Origin of the sequence: Nonomuraea sp. NPDC050556, assembly GCF_044457355.1 — a bacterium.
GTDB lineage: Bacteria > Actinomycetota > Actinomycetes > Streptosporangiales > Streptosporangiaceae > Nonomuraea.
On record NZ_JBITGU010000007.1, the window covers coordinates 281965 to 300829 of the forward strand.

The window sequence follows — 18865 nt, forward strand, 5'->3', positions numbered from 1 at the left end:
AATCCGGCATCATTTCAGGCGGTCAGCAGGGCGGCACTACCGTACGAGCCGCCGAACCCCGTGACCAGCGCGACCCCGCCATCCGACCGCAGGCCGCGCACCGCCTGGGCGACGTTGTTGAGCCCGTGCACGTATCCCTCGGACAGCAGCCCGCCGTGCGGGTTGACCGGCGCGTGCCGCCGCTCCAGCAGGTACTCCCCCAGGTCGGCGCGCTCCACCAGCCCGAAGTCCTCCAGCTGGCGCGGCACCAGCCACGTGTAGGCGTCGTAGAGCAGCGGCGACGACACGTCGGACGGCCGCATGCCCGACGCCTCCCACAACATCGGCGCCACGTACGCGGAGAAGATCGCGGTCACGTCCGGCGCGCGGTCCATCGCCGAGCAGCCCGGCCCGCCGCCGCGCACGACCGCCTGGACGCGCGGGCCGTCCAGCACGCCGCTGACCAGCAGGGCGCACGCACCGTCCGTCTCCTGGCAGCAGTCGACCGTGCGCAGGGGTGTGCAGACGTACGGCCTGGCCAGGTAGTCGTCCAGGGAGAGCGGATCGCGGCGCAGCGCGCGCGGGTTGTCCTTGGCGTTCTCCCGCGACTGGGCCACGACCGCGTGCAGGTGCTCGGCGCCCAGCCCGGTGTCGTGCAGGTAGCGGGTGGCGGCGAGGGCGAACATCGGGATCGGGCCCTGGATTCCGTAGGTGAACCGCTCCTGGGGACCGGTGGAGACGGCGTTCATCCGCTTCCCGGAGCGCCCGTTCATCGCCCGATAAATCAAGATATTTCGCGCCAGGCCGCTGGATATCAGCATCGCGGCGTCGCCCAGGATGGACGCGGCCTGGGTCCCGCCGCCCGCGATGTCGTTGTGCCAGCCGAGCCGTTCGATCCCCAGCTCTCTGGCCACCTGGACGACGGGCACCGAGTCGCCCAGGTGGTAGCTCAGCACCGCGTCGACCTCGCGCGGCGCGATCCCGGCCTCGGCGCAGGCGGACCTGCAGGCCTCGGCGGCCAGGTCGAGCTCGGTGCGGCCGGACTCGCGGGTCAGCGCGGTCATGCCGATCCCGGCGACGGCTGCCTTCCCTGCGAATGGCTGCATGATGCTCCAGACCTGGCCACCCGCCGGGGCGGGGCGCGATCCGTCCCGGCGGGCGACGTTCTCCTGCACGGTATCGTCGGGGCCGTTGTGAGGCAAGCGCTTGTTTGGTTCGCGCAACGCAAGGCTTTTCCCGTGGGATATCCACTTTTGTTGCCGAAGGTGCAATCATCCGATAGCCCGTCCCTATCGCCGCGAGGTGAGCGATGGATCTGCGCCAGGTTCGCTACGCGATCGCGATCGCACGCGCCGGAAGCCTGCGCCGCGCCTCAGCGGTGCTGCACATCGCCCAGCCCACCCTGTCCGAGCAGCTCAGGGCGCTGGAGAAGGAGATCGGCGTCGAGCTGTTCTCCCGCTCCTCCGCCGGCGTACGGCTGACCGAGGCGGGCGAGGCGTTCCTCGCGCAGGCCACGATCGCGGTCAACGCCTTCGAGCACGCGGTCTCCGCCGCCCGCGACACCGGCGCGCTGCTGCGCCTGGGCGTCGCCGACGGCCTGGGCGACCTGCTCGCCGCCCTCCTCACGGCCGCGCACAACACGCGCCTCCGCGTCGCCCCCATGGGTACGGCCGAGCAGCTCGTCTCCATAGCCGAGGGCACGCTGCAGGCGGGGCTCGGATACTCGCCCGGCTCGCTGCCCAGAGGGGTCGCCAGGACGATCGTGCAGCGCTCCCGCGTGCACGCCCTGGTCCCCCGCGACCACCACCTGAGCGGCCCGGTCAGCCTGACGGCGCTGGCCAAGGAGCCGCTCGTGCTGCCCGAGTCCGACGCGGTCGCCGGGGCGCGCCGCTTCCTGGCCGCCTTCGGCAGGCACGGGCTGCAGCCCAGGCTCGCGCCCGCCGCAGCCACGCACGACCTCGCGATCGCCCAGGTGGAGGCCGGGGCCGGGTACACGCTGTCGGTGCGCAAGGAATGCCCGGTGCCGGAGAGCCTGACCTTCCTGGAGATCGCCGAAGAGCTCCCGCCGATCGACGTGGTCTTCCTGTGGAACAGGCAGCCCGAGGTCCACGACCTCGTTTCCGCCGCCCGTCAGCTCGCCCGCAATGGATAGCGATAGTATCCATCGATGCGCATGTCCGAGCTGAGCGCCGTTTCCGGCGTGGCCATCCCGACGATCAAGTACTACCTGCGGGAAGGGCTGCTGCACCAGGGCGAGCAACTGGCCGCGACCAGGGCCGACTACGACGACTCGCACGTGCGCCGGCTGCGGCTGATCAGGGCGCTGCTGGAGGTGGGCAGGCTGCCGGTGGCCTCGATCAAGCAGGTCATCGAGGCGGTGGACGACGAGAGCCTGCCGATGCACTTCATGCTCGGCACCGCGCACTACGCGCTGAGCTCGCCCGTCGAGCCGGAGCCCGGCCCCGCGTGGGACGAGGCGCTCGCCCAGGTCGACGCGCTGCTGTCCGAGATGGGATGGACCGTGGACGAGGCGGCGCCGACCAGGGACGAGCTGGCCCAGACGCTGGTGCGGATCCGGCAGCTCGGCCTGACCACCGACCTGCGCCCCTACGCGGAGGCGGCGGACAAGCTGGTGACCGAGATCGAGATGGACACGATCCCGTTCGGCGGCCCCAGGGACGCGGCCGTCGAGGCCCTGGTCCTGGGCACGGTGTTGTACGGCAAGGCGTTCGACACCCTGCGCCGCCTGGCCCAGGAGTCGGAGTCCGCCCGCCGCCTCAGCGGGAGTTGAGCAGCGCGGCGATCTCGCCGTGACCGGTGCCGAGGCGGCGTTCCGAGCGGAGCGCCCCCGACGCGTCGCGCGTCTCGACGGTGATCCCCGCGTCGTCCCTGACCACCGTGAACCGCGCGCCCTCAGGGGCGTGTTCCTTCGCCCTGGCCAGCACCTCAGCCTCGACGTCGGTCCCCGCATAACGCAGGGCGTGGTCGAGGGGCGTCTTCCCCTGGCCGTCCGCGATGCCCCGGTCTGCCCCGTGTGCCAGCAGCGCCCTGACCACCGCCGCCGCGCCCTTCTCCGCCGCGTGCGAGAGCGGCGTGCGGCCGACCCCGTCCAGCACGTCCGGGTCGGCCCCGCGGGCGAGCAGCAGCTCGAGGACGTCCAGGTGCTCGCCGGAGACCGCCCAGTGCAGGGCGGCCATCGCGCTCCTGTCCACGTCCTCGCGCCGGTCCGGGTCCGCGCCGGCGTCGAGCAGCGCGAGGACCGCCCCTGTGTGTCCCCACGCCGCCGCGGCGCACAGCGGCAGCCCCTCGGTGTCGGCCGTACTCTCCTCGTCCGGGTCGGCCCCGGCGAGGAGCAACGCCCGCACGACGTCCGTCTCTCCCTGGACAGCAGCGTGATAGAGCGTCATGTCCCCCAGTGTGTACGGCCCTGCGCGGCGGCCTCCACCGATTAAATCCGCGGGGCGCCGCCCCGGAGACACCGGAGGGCCGCACCCCGCACGTCCGATCATCGTCGGCGCGGGGATGGGAACGCTTGAACATACGTGCTCAGGCGACGCCCACGAGCTTGACCAGGAGCCGGTCGATCTGCTGCTCCAGCGGCGGCCACGGCAGGTCCGGCTGGTTCACCCGCATCGACACCGCCCCGTGCACGGCCGCGCGCAGGTCGAGCGAGACCGCGTCGGCGTCGTCCGGGGGCGCCGCCCCCTCGTCCATGCAGCGCCGCACGGCGGCCGTGGTGCGCTCGGCCAGCTCCTGCTTGAACGCCATCGCGGCGCGCCGGTTGAGCGTGCTCTCGTGCATCACCTTGTACAGGCCGGGGTGCCGGTAGGCCCAGTCGCCGAGCAGCAGCGTGCGCGCCCGCAGCTTCGCCACCGGCCCCTCGCCCTCCTCCTCGGCCAGGTCCACGGCGGCCATGAGGTCGCGGTGTACCTGCTCCAGCGACGCAAGCACGAGCGCGTCGCGGTCGGCGAAGTGGATGTAGACGGAGGTGGCGGCGATGCCGACCTCCCGCGCGACGGCTCTCAGCGACAGGGCCTGGTCGTCGGCCAGCTCGTCGAGCAGCGCGATCGCCGCGTCCACGATCTGCGCGCGCAGCAGCTCGCCCTGCCCCCGCGGGTTGCGTCTCCGGGTCTCCGCCATGGCCCCATTGTAGGCGAACACTTGTTGGGCTACAGTCGTAGCACTACAGGCGTTCACTTAAGAGGGCACAGCACATGAACACGAACAAGCAGACCGTTCTCGACTTCTACGAGCTCGGCCTCAACCAGAAGGACTTCGCGGCCGCCTCGAAGCTCGTCGGCGAGACCTACACGCAGCACAACCCGCTGATCGCCGACGGGCGGTCCGGGTTCGAGGAGTTCGTCGGCTACCTGCGCGAGACGTTTCCCGAGCTGCGCGCCAACGTGAAGCGGGTGTTCGAGGACGGCGACTACGTGATCGCGCACGTGCACGGCGTGCGGGTGCCAGGGCAGAAGGGGACGGCGATCGTCGACATCTTCCGCCTGGAGGACGGCAAGATCGTCGAGCATTGGGACGTCATGCAGCCCGTCCCCGACGAGGCGCGGAACGCCAACTCGATGTTCTAGGGAAGGGGGCGCTTGAGCAGCCACTGCGCGGCGCGCTGCAGCACCGTGCGGTGGATCTCGTTGTCGTAGGAGCGGGTGTCGTGGCCGAGCGCGTCGTAGACGACCCGGCCGTGCCGTACGGGACGGGCCCAGATCAGCGGCTGGCCCAGCGAGGACGCCAGCGGCTCCACGTCCGGCAGCACGTCCAGGTCGCTGTAGACCTCGTCCACCACGTCGAAGTCGCGCAGACCCTCCACGATCGGGTGCCCGCCGTGCACGCGGACCGTGGTCCAGCCCAGCGGCGGGTGGTGCGACTTGGGCCACTCCCAGCACGCCCCGAGGACGCGCGGCCAGCCCTGCCAGTCGTCGAAGCAGATCGAGGCGGAGTGCATGCACAGCAGCCCGCCGCCCCTGGACAGGTGGTCGAGCAGGGTGGTGCGGGCTTCTGCCGGCAGCGAGAAGCGCCACTGGGCGCGCTGGTCGGCGTGGTGGTCCGCGGTCATCTGCCAGCGCAGCGCGTTGACGGTGATGAGCTGGAACTCCGACGGTTCGCCGAGCGCTCCTGCGATGTCCTCGGTGATCTCGGACTCGACGCCGACGTCGGCCAGCACCTCGGCGAGGGCCGCGGACGTCGCGTCGAAGTCGTGGAAAGGGCCGCCAGAAAGGATCAGGTTTCTCGCCACATCCCCAGCTCATCAGGCTCTTCGCGAAAAATCCAGGGAATCCGTCACCCGTATAGTCGCCCGTATGGATCTCGGTATCAAAGGAAAGGTCGCGCTCGTCACCGGCGGCAGCGCGGGCATCGGGCTGGCCGCGGCCAAGAGCCTGGCGCGCGAGGGGTGCGACGTGTGCATCAGCGCGCGCAGCCCGGAGCGCCTGGCGGACGCGGTGGTGGAGCTGCAGGAGTTCGGCACGACGGTGCACGCGGTGCTGGCCGACGTGGAGGACCCGGAGGCGGCCGTGCGGGTGGTCGCCGAGACCCGCGACGTGCTGGGGCCGGTCGACATCCTGGTCGCCAACGCGGGCGGCCCGCCGGCCGGGCGGTTCGTGGACACCGGGCTGGCCGACTGGGACGTGGCCGTCCAGCGCAACCTGCTGGGCACCGTACGGCTCATGCATGCCGTCCTGCCCGAGATGCGCTCGCGCGGGTGGGGGCGCATCATCACGATCACCAGCAAGTCGGTGCGCGAGTCGCTGGACGGGCTGGCGCTGTCCAACGCGACCCGCTCGGCCGTCGCCGGGGTGGTACGCACGCTGGCGCGTGAGGTCGCGGGCGACGGGGTGCTGGTGACCAACGTGCTGCCCGGCGCGATCGACACCGACCGGCTGCGCCAGCTCTCCGGTGGCGAGGACGCGCTGGCCGAGCGCGGCAGCGCGGTGCCGGTCGGCAGGATCGGCAGGCCCGAGGAGGTCGGCGACGTGGTCGCCTTCCTCGCCAGCGAGCGCGCCTCCTACGTCACCGGGGTCTCGCTGCTGGTCGACGGCGGCGACAGCCACGTCATCGCCTGATCAGCTGCTCCACGATCGCCTTCGCGTAGCCGTCCTGCGTCAGGTCGACCAGCAGCATGAGGTTGGCCCGGTGGAAGCACGCGCCCATGAGCAGGTCGGCCATCGCCTCGGGGTCGGTGTCCGCGGGGAGGCGCTCCAGGCGCTGCTCGGCGCGCAGGTGGTCGGCGAGCAGGCGGATCGGCAGGTGTGGCCCGGCCCCAGATTCCTTCAACATCAGCTTAAATCCGGACACGAGGGCTGGGTCGCCCGCCAGCCCTCCCGCGATCGGCATCGCCGACCGGTAGAAGTCCAGCGCGGCCTGCGCGAAGGCGGTCAGGTTGGCGCCGAGATCGCCCTGCCCGAGCGTGCCGCGCAACTCCCTCAGGGCGGGCCCCAGCGCCGGGGCCCGCTCCAGCAGCACCGCGATGAGCAGCTGTTCCTTGCCGGCGAAGTGCTTGTAGATCAGCGCCTCAGAGCACTGGGCGCGCACGGCGATCCGTTTGGTGGTCGCCCCGGCTATGCCGTACTCGTGAATGGTCTGTTCCGCGGCGTCGATGATGCGGTCGCGCGTGCCCAACGGGCGATCCCCTCCCGGTCGTGAGTGAGTGCTCACCCAGCATAGGGACGTCCGAAGCCATGACATCCTTCCCTTAGAGCACTTAACAGAATGACCCCTCTCCCGCAGGTGAGGCGGATGCGGCATGTGTCGGGTGTTCTTGGAGACAATCGTGCGGAAGGTTGCCGGATGGACAAGCCAGTCATCGTGACGGTCGATGACGACCCGGGAGTTTCCCGGGCGGTCGCTCGTGACCTCAGGCGCAGGTACGGCCAGCAGTACAGGATCGTCCGCGCCGAGGCCGCTGACCAGGGCATCGAGGCCGTACGCGAGATGCGGCTGCGTGGAGACGAGGTGGCGGCGATCCTCGCCGACTACCGCATGCCGCAGATGAACGGCGTGCAGTTCCTCGAAGCCGCGATGGACATGTACCCCTACGCCAGGCGGGTCCTGCTGACCGCCTACGCCGACACCGACGCGGCCATCCAGGCCATCAACGTCGTCGACCTCGACCACTACCTGCTCAAGCCGTGGGACCCGCCGGAGGAGAAGTTCTACCCGGTCATCGACGGCCAGCTCGACGCGTGGCAGCGGACCGACCGGATCGAGCAGGCCGAGCTGAAGGTCGTCGGCGACCGCTGGTCGGCGCCCTCCTACAAGGTGCGCGACTTCCTGTCGCGCAACCACGTCCCCTACCACTGGATGCTCGCCGACGACCCGGACGGCGCCTCGCTGGTGGCCGCCGTGGGCGACGACTGCCACCTGCCGCTGGTGGTCACCTCGGAAGGCGTCTCGCTGCAGGCCCCTGACCAGTCCACGCTGGCCGCTGCGGTCGGGCTGTCGACGACCCCGGCCACCGACTTCTACGACCTCATCGTCATCGGCGGCGGCCCTGCCGGGCTCGGCGCTGCCGTCTACGGCGCTTCAGAGGGGCTCAACACCGTGCTGGTCGAGGCGCACGCCTCGGGCGGCCAGGCGGGGCAGAGCTCCAGGATCGAGAACTACCTGGGCTTCCCCGACGGCGTCTCCGGCCAGCAGCTCGCCGACCGGGCGCGCAGGCAGGCGCTGAAGTTCGGCGCCGAGCTGCTGACCGCGCGCAAGGTCACCGAGGTGGAGCCGCGCGGGCAGGCGCGCGTGGTGAAGTTCGCCGACGGCGGCGAGATCGCGGCGCACGCGGTGATCCTGGCGACCGGCGTCACCTACCGGCGGCTCGACGTGCCCGGCCTCGACGAGTTCACCGGGCGCGGCGTCTACTACGGCGCTGCGCTGACCGAGGCGCCCTCGTGCAGGGACAGCGAGGTGTACATCGCGGGCGCGGCCAACTCGGCCGGGCAGGCGGCCGTCTACCTGGCGGGATTTGCGAAGACCGTTCATTTGTTGGTCAGGGGTGACGGGTTGGAGAGGTCCATGTCGCACTACCTGATCGAGCAGATCCAGGCGATTCCCAACATTCAGGTGCACCTGGAGACCAACGTGGCCGCCGCGTCCGGCGACGGCCATCTGGAAGAGCTGACGATCAAGGGTCCTGAGGGCGAGCGTTCCGTCGAGGCGTCGTGGCTGTTCGTGTTCATCGGCGCTGAGCCGTTCACGTCCTGGCTGGGCGACACGGTCGAGCGCGACGCCAGGGGGTTCGTGGTGACGGGGCCCGACCTCGTCGCCGCCGACCGCAGGCCGCGCAACTGGCCGTTGCGGCGCCAGCCGTACTTCCTGGAGACCAACGTCCCCGGAGTGTTCGCTGCCGGTGACGTGCGCTCCGATTCGATCAAGAGGGTCGCATCCGCCGTCGGCGAAGGCGCGATGGCGGTGGCGCTGGTGCACAGATACCTGGAGAAGGCGTAATGGAACGCGATGAGCTGCGCAAGCTGTTCCTCTTCGAGAAGCTGACCGACGATCAGCTCGACATGCTGCTCTCGCGCGGGGCGGTGGAGTCCTATGAGCAGGGTGACTACATCGTGCGCCAGGGCGAGGAGGCGACCTGCTTCGTCGTCCTCATCGAGGGCGAGGTGCAGATGCAGACCGACACCGGCACGGGGATCGTCTCGCTGCCGCGCACCAGCCAGCCGGGCGTGTACGGCGGGGCCACGATGGCCTACATGGGCGAGCGGGCGCCGCAGACCTACATCCACTCGCTGGTCGCCATGGCGCCCTCGCGCGTGTTCGAGCTGCCGGCCTCCAAGTTCGCCCACATCATCACCGAGTGGTTCCCGATGGCGATGCACCTGCTCGAAGGCATGACCTTCGGCGGCAGGGCGCAGCGGGAGATCATCGACAGGCGGCAGCGGCTCACCGCGCTCGGCACGATCACCGCCGGGCTGACCCACGAGCTGAACAACCCGGCGGCGGCGGCCGTACGCGCGGTCAGCGAGCTGCGCACGCTGATCAGGGCCTCGCGCGACCAGCTCGCCGCCCTGGCGGAGGCGGGGATAGCGCCGCACAAGCTGACCACGCTGGTCCAGATGCAGGAGAAGTGCGCCGCGGCCGTGGGCACCCTGCCCAAGCGCTCGCCCATGGAGGTCTCCGACGCCGAGGACGCGCTCGGCGAGGCGCTGGAGGAGATCGGCGTCGACGACGCGTGGGACCTGGCCCCCGCGCTGGTCAATGCCGGGTTCGACATGCAGGGGCTGGAGAAGGTCCGCACGAAGGTCGGCGAGGAGTACACCGGGGCCGCGCTGCGCTGGCTGGCGGACGCGGTCGAGATCTCGCAGATGCTGAGCGAGGTGACCGAGGCGACGGAGCGCATCACCACGCTGCTGGCCTCGGCCAAGCAGTACTCGCAGATGGACCGCGCGCCGTTCCAGTTCGTGGACGTGCGGGACCTGCTGGACAGCACCTGCATGATGTTCAAGGGCAAGCTGCCGCCCGACATCACCGTGGTGACCGACTACGACCCGACGCTGCCGCAGATCCCGGCCTACGGCGGGGAGCTCAACCAGGTGTGGACGAACCTCATCCACAACGCGATCGACGCCATGGGCGACCAGGGGACGCTGACCATCCGCACCTCGCACGACGAGGACGAGGCGATCATCGAGATCGGCGACACCGGCCCCGGGGTGCCCGACGCGATCAAGGACCGCATCTTCGAGCCGTTCTTCACCACCAAGTCGGTGGGCAAGGGCACGGGGCTCGGACTGGACATCTCCTACCGGATCATCGCAGGTCGGCACGGGGGTGAGCTGAAGGTGCGGTCGGTGCCCGGCGACACGTGGTTCGAGGTACGGCTGCCGCTGCGGGAGATCCCGGCTTGACGAGTAAGTGCTCACTCACCATCATGGGGTGAGTGAGCACTTACCAACACCTGACCGTGTTCGGCGCGACGCGCGGCACCGGGGTGCACGTCGTGCGCCAGGCGCTGTCCCAGGACCTCGACGTGAACGCGGTGGCGCGGCGGCCGTCGGACGTCCTCCTCAGCGACCCGCGCCTGGTGGTGCACGAGGGCGACCTCCTGCGCCCGTCCTCCCTGGGCAAGCCGATCGCCGAGGCAGACGCGGTCGTCTTCCTTGCAGGGCCGTCGCGCGGCGGGCCTGCGACGCTCTACTCGGAGGGCGGCGGCAACGTCATCGCGGCCATGCGCGACGCCGGGGTCCGCCGGGTCGTCGCCGTCACCGCGGCCCTGGTCGACCAGCCCAACGACACGTTCTTCCAGCGGCAGACGCGCCGGGTGGTCCGGTCGTTCTTCAAGCAGGTGCAGGCGGACCGGCTGGTGTTCGAGGGCCTCCTGCGCTCGTCCGGCCTGGACTGGACGGTCGTCCGGCCGCCGCAGCTCACCGACAAGCCCGCACGCGGGTCGTACCGCACGGCGCTGGACACCGGCGTGCGCGGCGGGGTGAAGCTCTCGCGGGCCGACCTCGCCCACGCGATCCTCACGGTCCTGGACGACCACCGCACGTTCGGCAGGACGGTCGACGTCGCCTACTGACCCCGCAGGCCGTCAGCCTGCGGTCATGGACATCAGGCGGGGCATGATCCGGTCGGGGGCGGCGCGCAGGCCGTCGTGTTCGAACTCGTTGGTGATCCACACGCGGACGTTTCCGACCCTTGAGGCCGTCTCCAGGGACAGGTTCGCGTCCACGTACATGTCGTCGTGATAGATCAGGGCGGCCACGGGGACGGTGTTGGCGGCCAGCCGTACCGGGTCGTAGAGAGGCGGCCAGCCGTCGGTCTCGGCCAGCTCCGTGGCGGCTTCCGCGTAGGGGCGCAGGGCGCGGATGTCGGTGAACATCCACGGGTAGATCATCTCGCCGGTCAGCGGGAGGTCGGCGGGGAGCAGGCGGTCGGCGGACCAGCGGGTCGCCGGGCCCTGGCTGTAGATGGACTCGTGCAGCACGGCGTACAGCGGGTTCGCCACGAAGCCGGTCGAGGTCATCACGTCGTACAGGAAGGCGTCCGAGAGCTGGGCGCCGGTCCAGGCCTCGTCCAGGAGCCAGTGCAGGGTCTCCATGCCGTCGCCCATGCCCAGGCGCATGCCCAGCGTGCGGAAACGCCGCGAGGTGAGCCGGTCGCCGTCGGGGAGCAGGACCTTCGAGGAGTCCAGGTGCGCCGCGATGCGGGCGATCCTCTCGGCGTCCGCCGGGTAGCGCCTGAAGTAGGCCTCGAGCTTGGCGCGGACCCGCGGGTAGGTGCGGGCGTAGACGTCGTCGGCGGTGGCGTCCAGGCCGGGCAGGCCGCCGGTGATGTGGCAGGCGCGCAGCGCCTCCGGGGCCCGGGACAGGTAGGTCAGCGTGATGAAGCCGCCGTAGCTCTGCCCCCAGGTCTCCCACTGCTCGATGCCCAGCGAGCGCCGGATGTGCTCGCAGTCGGCGACGATCGCGTCGGCGCGGAAGTGACGGAGAGCGCCGAGGGGCGCGGGGGTGCTGCGGCCGGTCCCCCGCTGGTCCAGGAGGAGCACCCGGTGGGTCTTCAGCACGGGAGCCCACGACCCGGGGCCGGTCGGGCGGGGGGACTTGCCGCCGGGACCACCCTGGAGGAACAGCGCCCACGGCAGGTCGTCGCCCAGCGCGGGGTCCGAGACCTCCCTGGCGAAGACCGTCAGGGAGGGTCCCGCCGGGTCGGCGTGGTCGAGCGGGACGGTGAACTCGTGATCAACGGCCCGCAGGCCCGGCATGGTGACTCTCACTCTGTTCACTCTAGGATCAGGGCATGGACGAGGTTCCCCCCGGGATCAACCCGCACATCCCCAGTGTCGCCCGTATGTACGACTACTACCTGGGTGGGAAGGACAACTTCGCCTCGGACCGCGAAGCGGCGGAGCAGGTGCTGGCGCTCGTCCCGGAAACCCGCCAGGCGGCGCGGGAGAACCGCGCGTTCATGCAGCGGGCCGTACGGTTCCTGGCAGGTCAGGGGATCACCCAGTTCGTCGACCTCGGCACCGGCCTGCCCACGCAGGGCAACGTCCACGAGGTCGCGGGAAAAGGCGCGCACGTGGTCTACGCCGACAACGACCCCATCGTGCTCGCCCATGCCAGGGCCATCCTGGAGGACGCCGACCGGGTGAGCGTCGTCGAGGGCGACCTGCGGCGGCCGGACGCCATCCTCGACCACCCGGAGACCCTCAAGCTGGTCGACTTCGACCGGCCGGTCGCGATCATGCTGGTGGCGATCCTGCACTTCATCCACGACGCCGACGACCCCCAGGCGATCATCGGCAGGCTGACCGCGCGCATGGCGCCGGGCAGCTACCTGGTGATCTCGCACGCCTGCCCGACCAGCGCCCTGTCCAAGGACATCACCGACGTCTACCGGAGCTCGATGCCCGGCATCAGGCTGCGGACGCGGGCCGAGGTGCTGCCCTTCTTCGACGGCCTGGAGCTGGTCGAGCCCGGTGTGATCAACGTCGCCGAGTGGCGTCCCGAGGTGGCCGGCGAGCTGGTGGCGCTCAAGGGGCTGGGCGACTACCTGGTCGGCGGGGTGGCTAGGAAGAGGTGAAGTCCGCCGCCGTGAGCCTGCGGCGGTCGACGGTCAGGCGCAGGACGTCCGGCCGGTTGTAGTGTCCCGCCGGGTCGAAGTTCTGCCGCTCCCCCCGCACCACGGCCGGGTCGATCTCGGCCACGACCAGGCGCTCCTCCCCCGACACCGGCGCCACGATCCACTCGCCGTCCGGCCCGGCGACGGCCGACCCGCCGTCGTAGTCAGAGGTCTCCTCCAGCTTGAACGGGAATCCGGCCGGGATGTCGTCGTAGGAGATCAGCGCCCCGGCGGCCAGCGAGTAGACCCGCCCCTCCCTCGCGATGAACCGGGTGATGTCGCGGGTCAGCCCGCTCGACCCGGGCCAGACGGAGACGTGCAGGTCGGGGCCCTGGGCGTACAGGGACTGCCGGGCCAGCGGCATCCAGTTCTCCCAGCAGTTCAGCCCGCCCACCCGGATGCCGCCGTAGGCGTGCACGCGCAGCCCGTGGCCGTCGCCGGTGCCCCACACCAGCCGCTCCTCGAAGGTCGGCATGAGCTTGCGGTGCGCCGAGACGATGCCCGCGTCCGGGGAGATGGCCAGCAGCGTGCAGTAGACCGTGCCGTGCACCCGTTCCGACACGCCCAGATAGGTGAAGACGCCCAGGTCGCGGACGCATTCGACGATCGTCCTGACGTACGGCCCGTCGAGCTCGACCGCGGCGTCGAGGTAGTAGGCGTAGGCCTGCTTCTGCAGCGGATCGTCGAACGCGGCTCCCCCGGTCGACGACAGCCAGAACGGATAACCCGACAGGAACGTCTCGGGAAAGGCGATGAGGTCGAGATCGCGCCCCTCGTGGAGGAGATCGATCACCTTCCTGGTGCCCGCTGCGGGGTCGAGCCAGGGACAGCGGGCCTGAGCGGCGGCGATGCGCATGGGGCGATTCTAGGGTACGCTTCCCAAGCGAGCGCTTGGTTCACCAGCGAGGGGCTGACGTATGAGGTTCTCGACCTTCCACCTGTTCCACCGCTTCGACGGCCAGAGCTTCGAGGACGTGTACAACTACCACCTCGAACTCATCGGCCTGGCCGAGGAGCTGGGCTTCGACGGGGTACGGCTGGCCGAGCACCATTTCCGCGACTACGGCGTCGTGCCGAACCTGTTCACCATGCTCGCCCACGCGGCCGCGCGCACCGAGCGGATCAGGCTCGGCACCGGCATCGTCGTGCTGCCCCTGCACAACCCGATCCACGTGGCAGAGGAGGCCGCGCTGGTCGACGTGCTCTCCGGCGGACGGCTGGAGCTGGGCATCGGGCGCGGCTACCAGAGCTTCGAGTTCGAGGGGTTCGGCATCGACCTCGCCGAGGCGCGCGACCGGTTCAACGAGGCCCTTGAAGTGATCCTCGGGTTGTGGAGCCAGGAGAGCTTCCAGCACGAGGGCAAGTTCTACAAGACGGGCACCGAGGTCAGCCTGACCCCGCGCCCGCTGCAGACGCCGCACCCGCCGATCCACGTGGCCGCCGTCTCCCCCGAGACCGTCACCATGTACGCCGAGCGCGGCCTGCCCATCCTCGCCGACCCGGCCGCCACCTTCCGCAAGGTGGTCAAGGCCGCGGAGACCTGGCGCGAGACGGCGGCCCAGTCAGGGCACGACGCCGACCGCGAGCTCGTCGTGGCGCGCAGCGTCTACGTGGCGCCCACGGTCGAGCAGGCGCGCGCCGACCAGGCCAGGTTCGAGGCGTCGTTCGACCGCTCGCGCATCTTCAACGAGAAGAGCTCGCCGATCGACCCCAAGACCGGCAAGGCGGCGCAGGGCTTCGAGTACTACCAGGACCGCTACCTCAAGGGCGGCAGCGTCTCCAACGACTTCCGCTGGGAGCAGCTCGAGGTGATCGGCAACCCGGAGCGGGTGATCGAGCAGATCTCGCTGCTGCGCGACGCGGGCTTCTCCAACCTGCTGTGCGACTTCGGCAGCACCCGGCCGATGCCGCTGGAGGAGATGAAGCAGGTCATGCGGTTCTTCGCGGCCGAAGTCATGCCCGCCTTTCGCTGAAATTTCGTGATGTCCCCTGGAGGCGCGATGATGCACGACCTGACCCTCTCCGATGTGCTCGCCGAGCACGCGCGCAGCCGACCGCAGGTCACCGCCGTGGTCGACGGGGAGCTCCGGCTGACCTACCCGGAGCTGGACGACCGGGTCACCCGGCTGGCGCACGGCCTGGCCGCGCGCGGGGTCGGCCCAGGCGAGCGGGTGTTGTGGCTCGGCCAGAACTCCCACGCGGTGCTGGAGCTGCTGCTCGCCTGCTCGCGGCTCGGCGCGGTCTTCTGCCCGGCGAACTGGCGGCAGTCCGCCGACGAGCTGCGGTTCGTCGTCGAGGACCTCGCGCCGAAGGTCGTGGTGTGGGAGCAGTCCGAGGCGGCGGCAGCCGTACGCCAGGAAGGGTGGGTCCTGGCGGGTGAGGAGTACGAGGGGCTGCTCGTCGACGGCGGGCAGGACTTCCCTGAGGTCGCCGACACCGAGCCGGTGCTCGCGCTCTACACGGCCGCCTTCGACGGGCGGCCGAACGCGGCGCTGCTGTCGAGCGCGGCGCTCGTCGCGCACAGCGCGTCGCTGCTGGTGGTGCGGCAGATGGAGCCCGGGTTCACCTTCCTGGACAACGGGCCGCTGTTCCACGTGGGCACGATGATGTTCTGCCTGGCCACGCTGCAGATCGGCGGCACGAACGTGATCATGCCCGCGTTCGACGCCGAGGAGGTCTGCCGCCTGGTCGACGCGGAGAAGGTCACGCAGGCGTTCCTGTTCGGGCCGATGATCGACGCGGTCGTGGCGGCCAACGCGGGCGGGAAGTACGACCTGTCGTCGCTGCGCTTCGTCTCCCACTCGGCCGAGTGGGACGAGATGATCACGGTGGACGACTCGCCGTGGTGCAGGTCCAAGATGGGCGGGTACGGCCAGACCGAGGTGGGCGGCATGCTCACCTTCCTGGGCCTCGCGCCGGGCGCCGCCGGGTTCGCCGGGCGGCCGTCTCCCCTGGTCCAGGTGCGCATCCTGGCTCCGGACGGATCGGAGTGCGCGCCGGGGGAGGTCGGGGAGATCTGCGCCCGCGGCAAGTCCCTCTTCTCCGGATATTTCGCCCGACCGGAGTTGAATGCCGCCAAGTCGGCCTTCGGCTGGCACCACACCGGCGACCTCGGACGGCGCGAGCCGGACGGGTCCATCACCTTCATCGGCCCCAAGCTGCGCATGATCAAGTCGGGCAACGAGAACATCTACCCCGCCGAGGTCGAGCGCGCCCTGAAGACGCACCCCGCGGTCGCGGACGCCGCCGTGATCGGCGTGCCGGACGAGCGGTGGCACCAGGCGGTCAAGGCGGTCGTGGCGCTGAAGGGCGAGGCGTCGGCCGAGGAGCTCGTCGAGCACGTCAAGGGGCACCTGGCCTCCTACAAGAAGCCGAGGTTCGTCGACTTCGTGGAGTCGATCCCCAAGAAGGGCTTCACGCCTGACTACGACGCGCTCGACCAGGCGCACGGCGGCGGCAACTACCCGGGCGCGTGACGGGTCGAGGCGCTCCTGAAGTGGGTGGGGGCCACGCCGTACCGGTCGACGAAGCTCTGGCGGAAGGTCTCGGCCGACCGGAAGCCGCACCGGCGGGCCACGGCCGCGACCGGTAGGCCCGTGCTCGACAGCAGGTGCGCCGCCGCCTCCAGGCGGGCCGCGCGTACGTACCTGGCCGGGCTCTGACCGGCGTGCTCGGCGAACAGCCTGGCCAGGTGGCGCTCGCCCACGCCCGCGCGGTTCGCGAGCGCGGCCGCCGACAGGTCGGCGTCGAGGTGGGACGTCACGTAGGCGGTCAGCTTCCTGACCAGGTCGTGCTCGGGCGGCGGGGCGGCGACGAACATGCTCATCTGCCGCTGGTCCCCCGGCCGCTGCAGGTACGTCACCAGGCCGCGGGCCACCCATCGGGCCAGGTCGGCGCCGTGGTCGTCCTCGATCAGCTTGAGCGTCAGGTCGAGCGCGCTGGTCACCCCGGCAGCCGTGGCGATCGGGCCGTCCTGGATGAAGATGGGGCCGCTGTCGAAGGCGACCTCCGGGTGGCGTCCCGCGATGCCCTCGGCGTACGCCCAGTGCGTGGTCGCGCGGCGGCCGTCGAGCAGCCCGGTCGCGGCCAGGACCTCGGCGCCCGTGCAGACGGAGGCGACGCGGCGGGACTCGCGGGCCAGCCGCCGGACATGTCCCACGATCCTGGGATCCTTCGCCGCCCGCTCGCTGCCGGGGCCGCCGACGACCAGGAGCGTGTCCAGCGGGCCCTGGAGCCGCTCCAGGCTCTCCTGCCCGGCCAGCGTCAGCCCGGACCCGCAGGTGACCGGCGCGCCGCCCGGTGTGGCCAGCCTGATCCGGTACGGCGGGGCCGCACGGAGCTGGTTGGCCGCGTCGAGGGTGTCGGAGACGCAGGCGATGTCGAGGAGCTCGGCCTGGTGGTAGGCCACGATCACGAACAGCCGCATACACCCGACCCTAGGCCAGGGATCCCAGGATTCCAGACATGTCCGTCTTTGGGGCTCGGTGTTTTCTGGTGGGGTCGCGCATGGTGAAGACATGAAACGGACGATCGCTTTCGTGCTCTACCCGGGGCTCACGCCGCTCGACCTCGTCGGGCCGCTGCAGGTGCTTTCCGTGCTCGCCCAGTTCGACCCCACGTACGAGGTGGTGGTGGTCGGGGCCACGACCTCGCCCGTGGGGTCGGACACGCCGCTCTCGCTCTCGGCCAGCCACACGTTCGACGAGATCGCCTCGCCGTACGCGATCGTGCTTCCCGGGGGGACCGAGGGGACGTTCGCGGCCATGGGCGACGAGCGGCTCCTGGAGTGGGTCCGGTCGGTGGCGCCTACCGCGTCGGTGGTCGGGTCGGTGTGCACGGGGTCGTTGATCCTCGGGGTGGCCGGGCTGCTGGAGGGGCGGCGGGCTACCACGCACTGGAGCTGCCTGCACGTGCTGGAGAAGCTGGGGGCCACGCCGGTGACGGAGCGCATCGTGGAGGACGGGCCGGTGATCACTGCGGCGGGGGTTTCCGCGGGGATCGACTGGGCGTTGCACCTGGTGCAGCGGCTGGCTGGGGAGGAGATGGCGCGGAACGTGCAGAACATGATCGAGTACGACCCGCAGCCGCCGTTGGGGCCCATCGACTGGACGAAGGTCGACCGGGCGGCCTTCGCCCCTTACATCGACCACCTCATCGCCCAAACCCTCACCGACCACCCGGCCTTCCAGTAGCCCATTGCGGGGTTGCATGCAGGGCCCCAGAGGATGACCACACACCCCCCAGGGAGTCGCACCCCCCGCAGGACCCGCCCCTGACGGTGCTCCCTCGGGGAGGCTTCGCGCCCCTCAGGAGCTCTCTCCCGAAGAGGAGCCGCCCTCGACGGCGTCACACCCTTGGGGGCCGCCCTTGGGGGCCGCCCTTGGGGGCCGCCCTTGGGGGGACGGCCTTGGGGGGACGGCCCTCTTGGCCCTGCGAGGCTCCCTGGAGTGTCGCCAGGGCGACCTCGGGGTCCTTGATGGAGCCCGGCCCTTGAGGAGGCTCCATAGCCCTTGGGGCAGCCTCGGGACCTTGGGGTGGAGGTGTGAGCTCCTGGGGGGTGGTGCGTGCCGTACAGGGGGGTGTCAGGAGGGGGTGGTGGCGGACAGGTGGTGGACCCTGGCAGGGGGAACGTTCCAGGTCACGAGCTCGCGGCTCACCTGGTGACGCACGATGATGTCACGCAGAACGTCCTGCGTCCTCGCCATGCTCGACGACCGCGTCAGGTGACGCACGACCGTCGCTCCGGTGTAACCGAAGAAGGACAGCTTTCCCCCGGGCTTCAGAGCACCGAGCAAGCGCGTGAAGATGACCTCAACAAGTTCCGGGTCGAAGTTCGCAAAAGGCAGCCCCGCCACGATCGCGTCGTAAGGCTCCAGCTCCAGCTCCTCCACCGGGCTCACCCACAACCGCGTGCGGTCCGCCAGCGACGGGTCACCGCCGAGCAGCTCCTCCAGGTGCTGAGCCAGCCGCGGATTGGCCTCCACCAGGTCGAGCCGGTCCAGCGGCCCCATGCACGGCGTGATGTATCGGGTGACGGCTCCTGTGCCCGGTCCCACCTCGAGAAACGCGCGCCCGCCTGCCGCATGGGGCTCGGGGGGCTGGCGCACGTGCCTGGTCAGCGCCGTGGCCAGGCGCGCGCCGCTGGGCAGGATGGCTCCCGTGCTGCGGTTGGCTCTGATGAACTCGGCGCCGAACGTGGCGGCGCCGCGGAGCCGGTGCATCACGGGGACGGGGGAAGAAATCATGTCACCTCTCAGTCGGCCCACTCGCCTGCGAGCGTAGCGGGACATCACGGTCCCACGCGACGGCCATG

Annotated in this window: 20 protein-coding genes; 11 read left to right on the top strand and 9 right to left on the bottom strand. The window is 70.7% G+C overall.

Going from position 1 to position 18865, the window contains the following annotated elements:
* Positions 1-14: 14 nt before the first annotated feature.
* Positions 15-1085, bottom strand: coding sequence for a thiolase C-terminal domain-containing protein (locus ACIBG8_RS51600; RefSeq protein ID WP_397350752.1), 1071 nt, complete (start codon positions 1083-1085; stop codon positions 15-17).
* 203 nt (positions 1086-1288) lie between these two features.
* Here ACIBG8_RS51600 and ACIBG8_RS51605 point away from each other — a divergent pair, with 203 nt between their 5' ends.
* Together ACIBG8_RS51605 and ACIBG8_RS51610 are read left to right on the top strand one after the other, a co-directional pair.
* A complete protein-coding gene (locus ACIBG8_RS51605) occupies positions 1289-2131 on the top strand; it encodes a LysR family transcriptional regulator (RefSeq protein ID WP_397350753.1) in 843 nt (280 codons plus the stop codon).
* A gap of 15 nt (positions 2132-2146) precedes the next feature.
* The gene (locus ACIBG8_RS51610; RefSeq protein WP_397350754.1) at positions 2147-2770 is read left to right on the top strand and encodes a MerR family transcriptional regulator; all 624 of its coding nucleotides are present in this window, start codon (positions 2147-2149) and stop codon (positions 2768-2770) included.
* On the opposite strand, the gene ACIBG8_RS51615 is transcribed toward ACIBG8_RS51610, so the two are convergent.
* Positions 2757-3386 carry an ankyrin repeat domain-containing protein gene (locus tag ACIBG8_RS51615; protein WP_397350755.1) on the bottom strand — a complete coding sequence of 210 codons (630 nt, stop codon included), beginning with the start codon at positions 3384-3386 and terminating at the stop codon, positions 2757-2759. The two genes, ACIBG8_RS51610 and ACIBG8_RS51615, sit on opposite strands and share 14 nt — an antisense overlap.
* 139 nt (positions 3387-3525) lie before the next feature.
* A complete protein-coding gene (locus ACIBG8_RS51620; RefSeq protein ID WP_397350756.1) occupies positions 3526-4119 on the bottom strand; it encodes a TetR/AcrR family transcriptional regulator in 594 nt (197 codons plus the stop codon).
* Between the two features lie 74 nt (positions 4120-4193).
* Between ACIBG8_RS51620 and ACIBG8_RS51625 the strand changes: the two genes are divergently transcribed.
* Positions 4194-4565, top strand: coding sequence for an ester cyclase (locus ACIBG8_RS51625; RefSeq protein WP_397350757.1), 372 nt, complete (start codon positions 4194-4196; stop codon positions 4563-4565).
* On the opposite strand, the gene ACIBG8_RS51630 is transcribed toward ACIBG8_RS51625, so the two are convergent.
* Entirely contained in the window at positions 4562-5227 is a 666-nt protein-coding gene (locus tag ACIBG8_RS51630; protein WP_397350758.1) for a ThuA domain-containing protein, read from the bottom strand. The genes ACIBG8_RS51625 and ACIBG8_RS51630 overlap by 4 nt on opposite strands.
* A gap of 64 nt (positions 5228-5291) precedes the next feature.
* Here ACIBG8_RS51630 and ACIBG8_RS51635 point away from each other — a divergent pair, with 64 nt between their 5' ends.
* Positions 5292-6053 carry an SDR family oxidoreductase gene (locus ACIBG8_RS51635; RefSeq protein WP_397350759.1) on the top strand — a complete coding sequence of 254 codons (762 nt, stop codon included), beginning with the start codon at positions 5292-5294 and terminating at the stop codon, positions 6051-6053.
* On the opposite strand, the gene ACIBG8_RS51640 is transcribed toward ACIBG8_RS51635, so the two are convergent.
* Positions 6043-6609, bottom strand: a complete 567-nt coding sequence (locus ACIBG8_RS51640; RefSeq protein ID WP_397350760.1) for a TetR/AcrR family transcriptional regulator — start codon at positions 6607-6609, stop codon at positions 6043-6045. The genes ACIBG8_RS51635 and ACIBG8_RS51640 overlap by 11 nt on opposite strands.
* A gap of 168 nt (positions 6610-6777) precedes the next feature.
* On the opposite strand from ACIBG8_RS51640, the gene ACIBG8_RS51645 reads away from it, so the two are divergent.
* Genes ACIBG8_RS51645 through ACIBG8_RS51655 form a run of 3 tightly spaced genes read left to right on the top strand, consistent with a single transcriptional unit; the run spans position 6778 to position 10507 of the window.
* Positions 6778-8427: an FAD-dependent oxidoreductase gene (locus ACIBG8_RS51645; protein ID WP_397350761.1), complete on the top strand. Its 1650-nt coding sequence runs from the start codon at positions 6778-6780 to the stop codon at positions 8425-8427.
* Entirely contained in the window at positions 8427-9836 is a 1410-nt protein-coding gene (locus ACIBG8_RS51650; protein ID WP_397350762.1) for an ATP-binding protein, read from the top strand. Before ACIBG8_RS51645 ends, ACIBG8_RS51650 begins: the two co-directional genes overlap by 1 nt.
* Before the next feature lie 32 nt (positions 9837-9868).
* Entirely contained in the window at positions 9869-10507 is a 639-nt protein-coding gene (locus ACIBG8_RS51655; RefSeq protein ID WP_397350763.1) for an NAD(P)-dependent oxidoreductase, read from the top strand.
* A gap of 12 nt (positions 10508-10519) precedes the next feature.
* On the opposite strand, the gene ACIBG8_RS51660 is transcribed toward ACIBG8_RS51655, so the two are convergent.
* Complete coding sequence (locus tag ACIBG8_RS51660) at positions 10520-11704, bottom strand: alpha/beta fold hydrolase (protein WP_397350764.1); 1185 nt, start codon at positions 11702-11704, stop codon at positions 10520-10522.
* Positions 11705-11727: 23 nt separating this feature from the next.
* Here ACIBG8_RS51660 and ACIBG8_RS51665 point away from each other — a divergent pair, with 23 nt between their 5' ends.
* Complete coding sequence (locus ACIBG8_RS51665; protein ID WP_397350765.1) at positions 11728-12513, top strand: SAM-dependent methyltransferase; 786 nt, start codon at positions 11728-11730, stop codon at positions 12511-12513.
* On the opposite strand, the gene ACIBG8_RS51670 is transcribed toward ACIBG8_RS51665, so the two are convergent.
* Positions 12500-13408, bottom strand: coding sequence for a carbon-nitrogen hydrolase family protein (locus ACIBG8_RS51670; RefSeq protein WP_397350766.1), 909 nt, complete (start codon positions 13406-13408; stop codon positions 12500-12502). The two genes, ACIBG8_RS51665 and ACIBG8_RS51670, sit on opposite strands and share 14 nt — an antisense overlap.
* Positions 13409-13469: 61 nt before the next feature.
* On the opposite strand from ACIBG8_RS51670, the gene ACIBG8_RS51675 reads away from it, so the two are divergent.
* Both ACIBG8_RS51675 and ACIBG8_RS51680 read left to right on the top strand, forming a co-directional pair.
* Positions 13470-14525, top strand: a complete 1056-nt coding sequence (locus tag ACIBG8_RS51675) for an LLM class flavin-dependent oxidoreductase (protein ID WP_397350767.1) — start codon at positions 13470-13472, stop codon at positions 14523-14525.
* Between the two features lie 27 nt (positions 14526-14552).
* Complete coding sequence (locus ACIBG8_RS51680) at positions 14553-16028, top strand: AMP-binding protein (RefSeq protein WP_397350768.1); 1476 nt, start codon at positions 14553-14555, stop codon at positions 16026-16028.
* Here the strand turns inward: ACIBG8_RS51680 and ACIBG8_RS51685 are convergent.
* Positions 16013-16978 carry a GlxA family transcriptional regulator gene (locus ACIBG8_RS51685; protein WP_397350769.1) on the bottom strand — a complete coding sequence of 322 codons (966 nt, stop codon included), beginning with the start codon at positions 16976-16978 and terminating at the stop codon, positions 16013-16015. The two genes, ACIBG8_RS51680 and ACIBG8_RS51685, sit on opposite strands and share 16 nt — an antisense overlap.
* A 91-nt stretch (positions 16979-17069) precedes the next feature.
* Between ACIBG8_RS51685 and ACIBG8_RS51690 the strand changes: the two genes are divergently transcribed.
* Complete coding sequence (locus ACIBG8_RS51690; RefSeq protein ID WP_397350770.1) at positions 17070-17744, top strand: DJ-1/PfpI family protein; 675 nt, start codon at positions 17070-17072, stop codon at positions 17742-17744.
* A 390-nt stretch (positions 17745-18134) separates the two neighbouring features.
* Here the strand turns inward: ACIBG8_RS51690 and ACIBG8_RS51695 are convergent, their stop codons facing one another.
* Entirely contained in the window at positions 18135-18797 is a 663-nt protein-coding gene (locus tag ACIBG8_RS51695; RefSeq protein WP_397350771.1) for a class I SAM-dependent methyltransferase, read from the bottom strand.
* Positions 18798-18865: the final 68 nt, after the last annotated feature.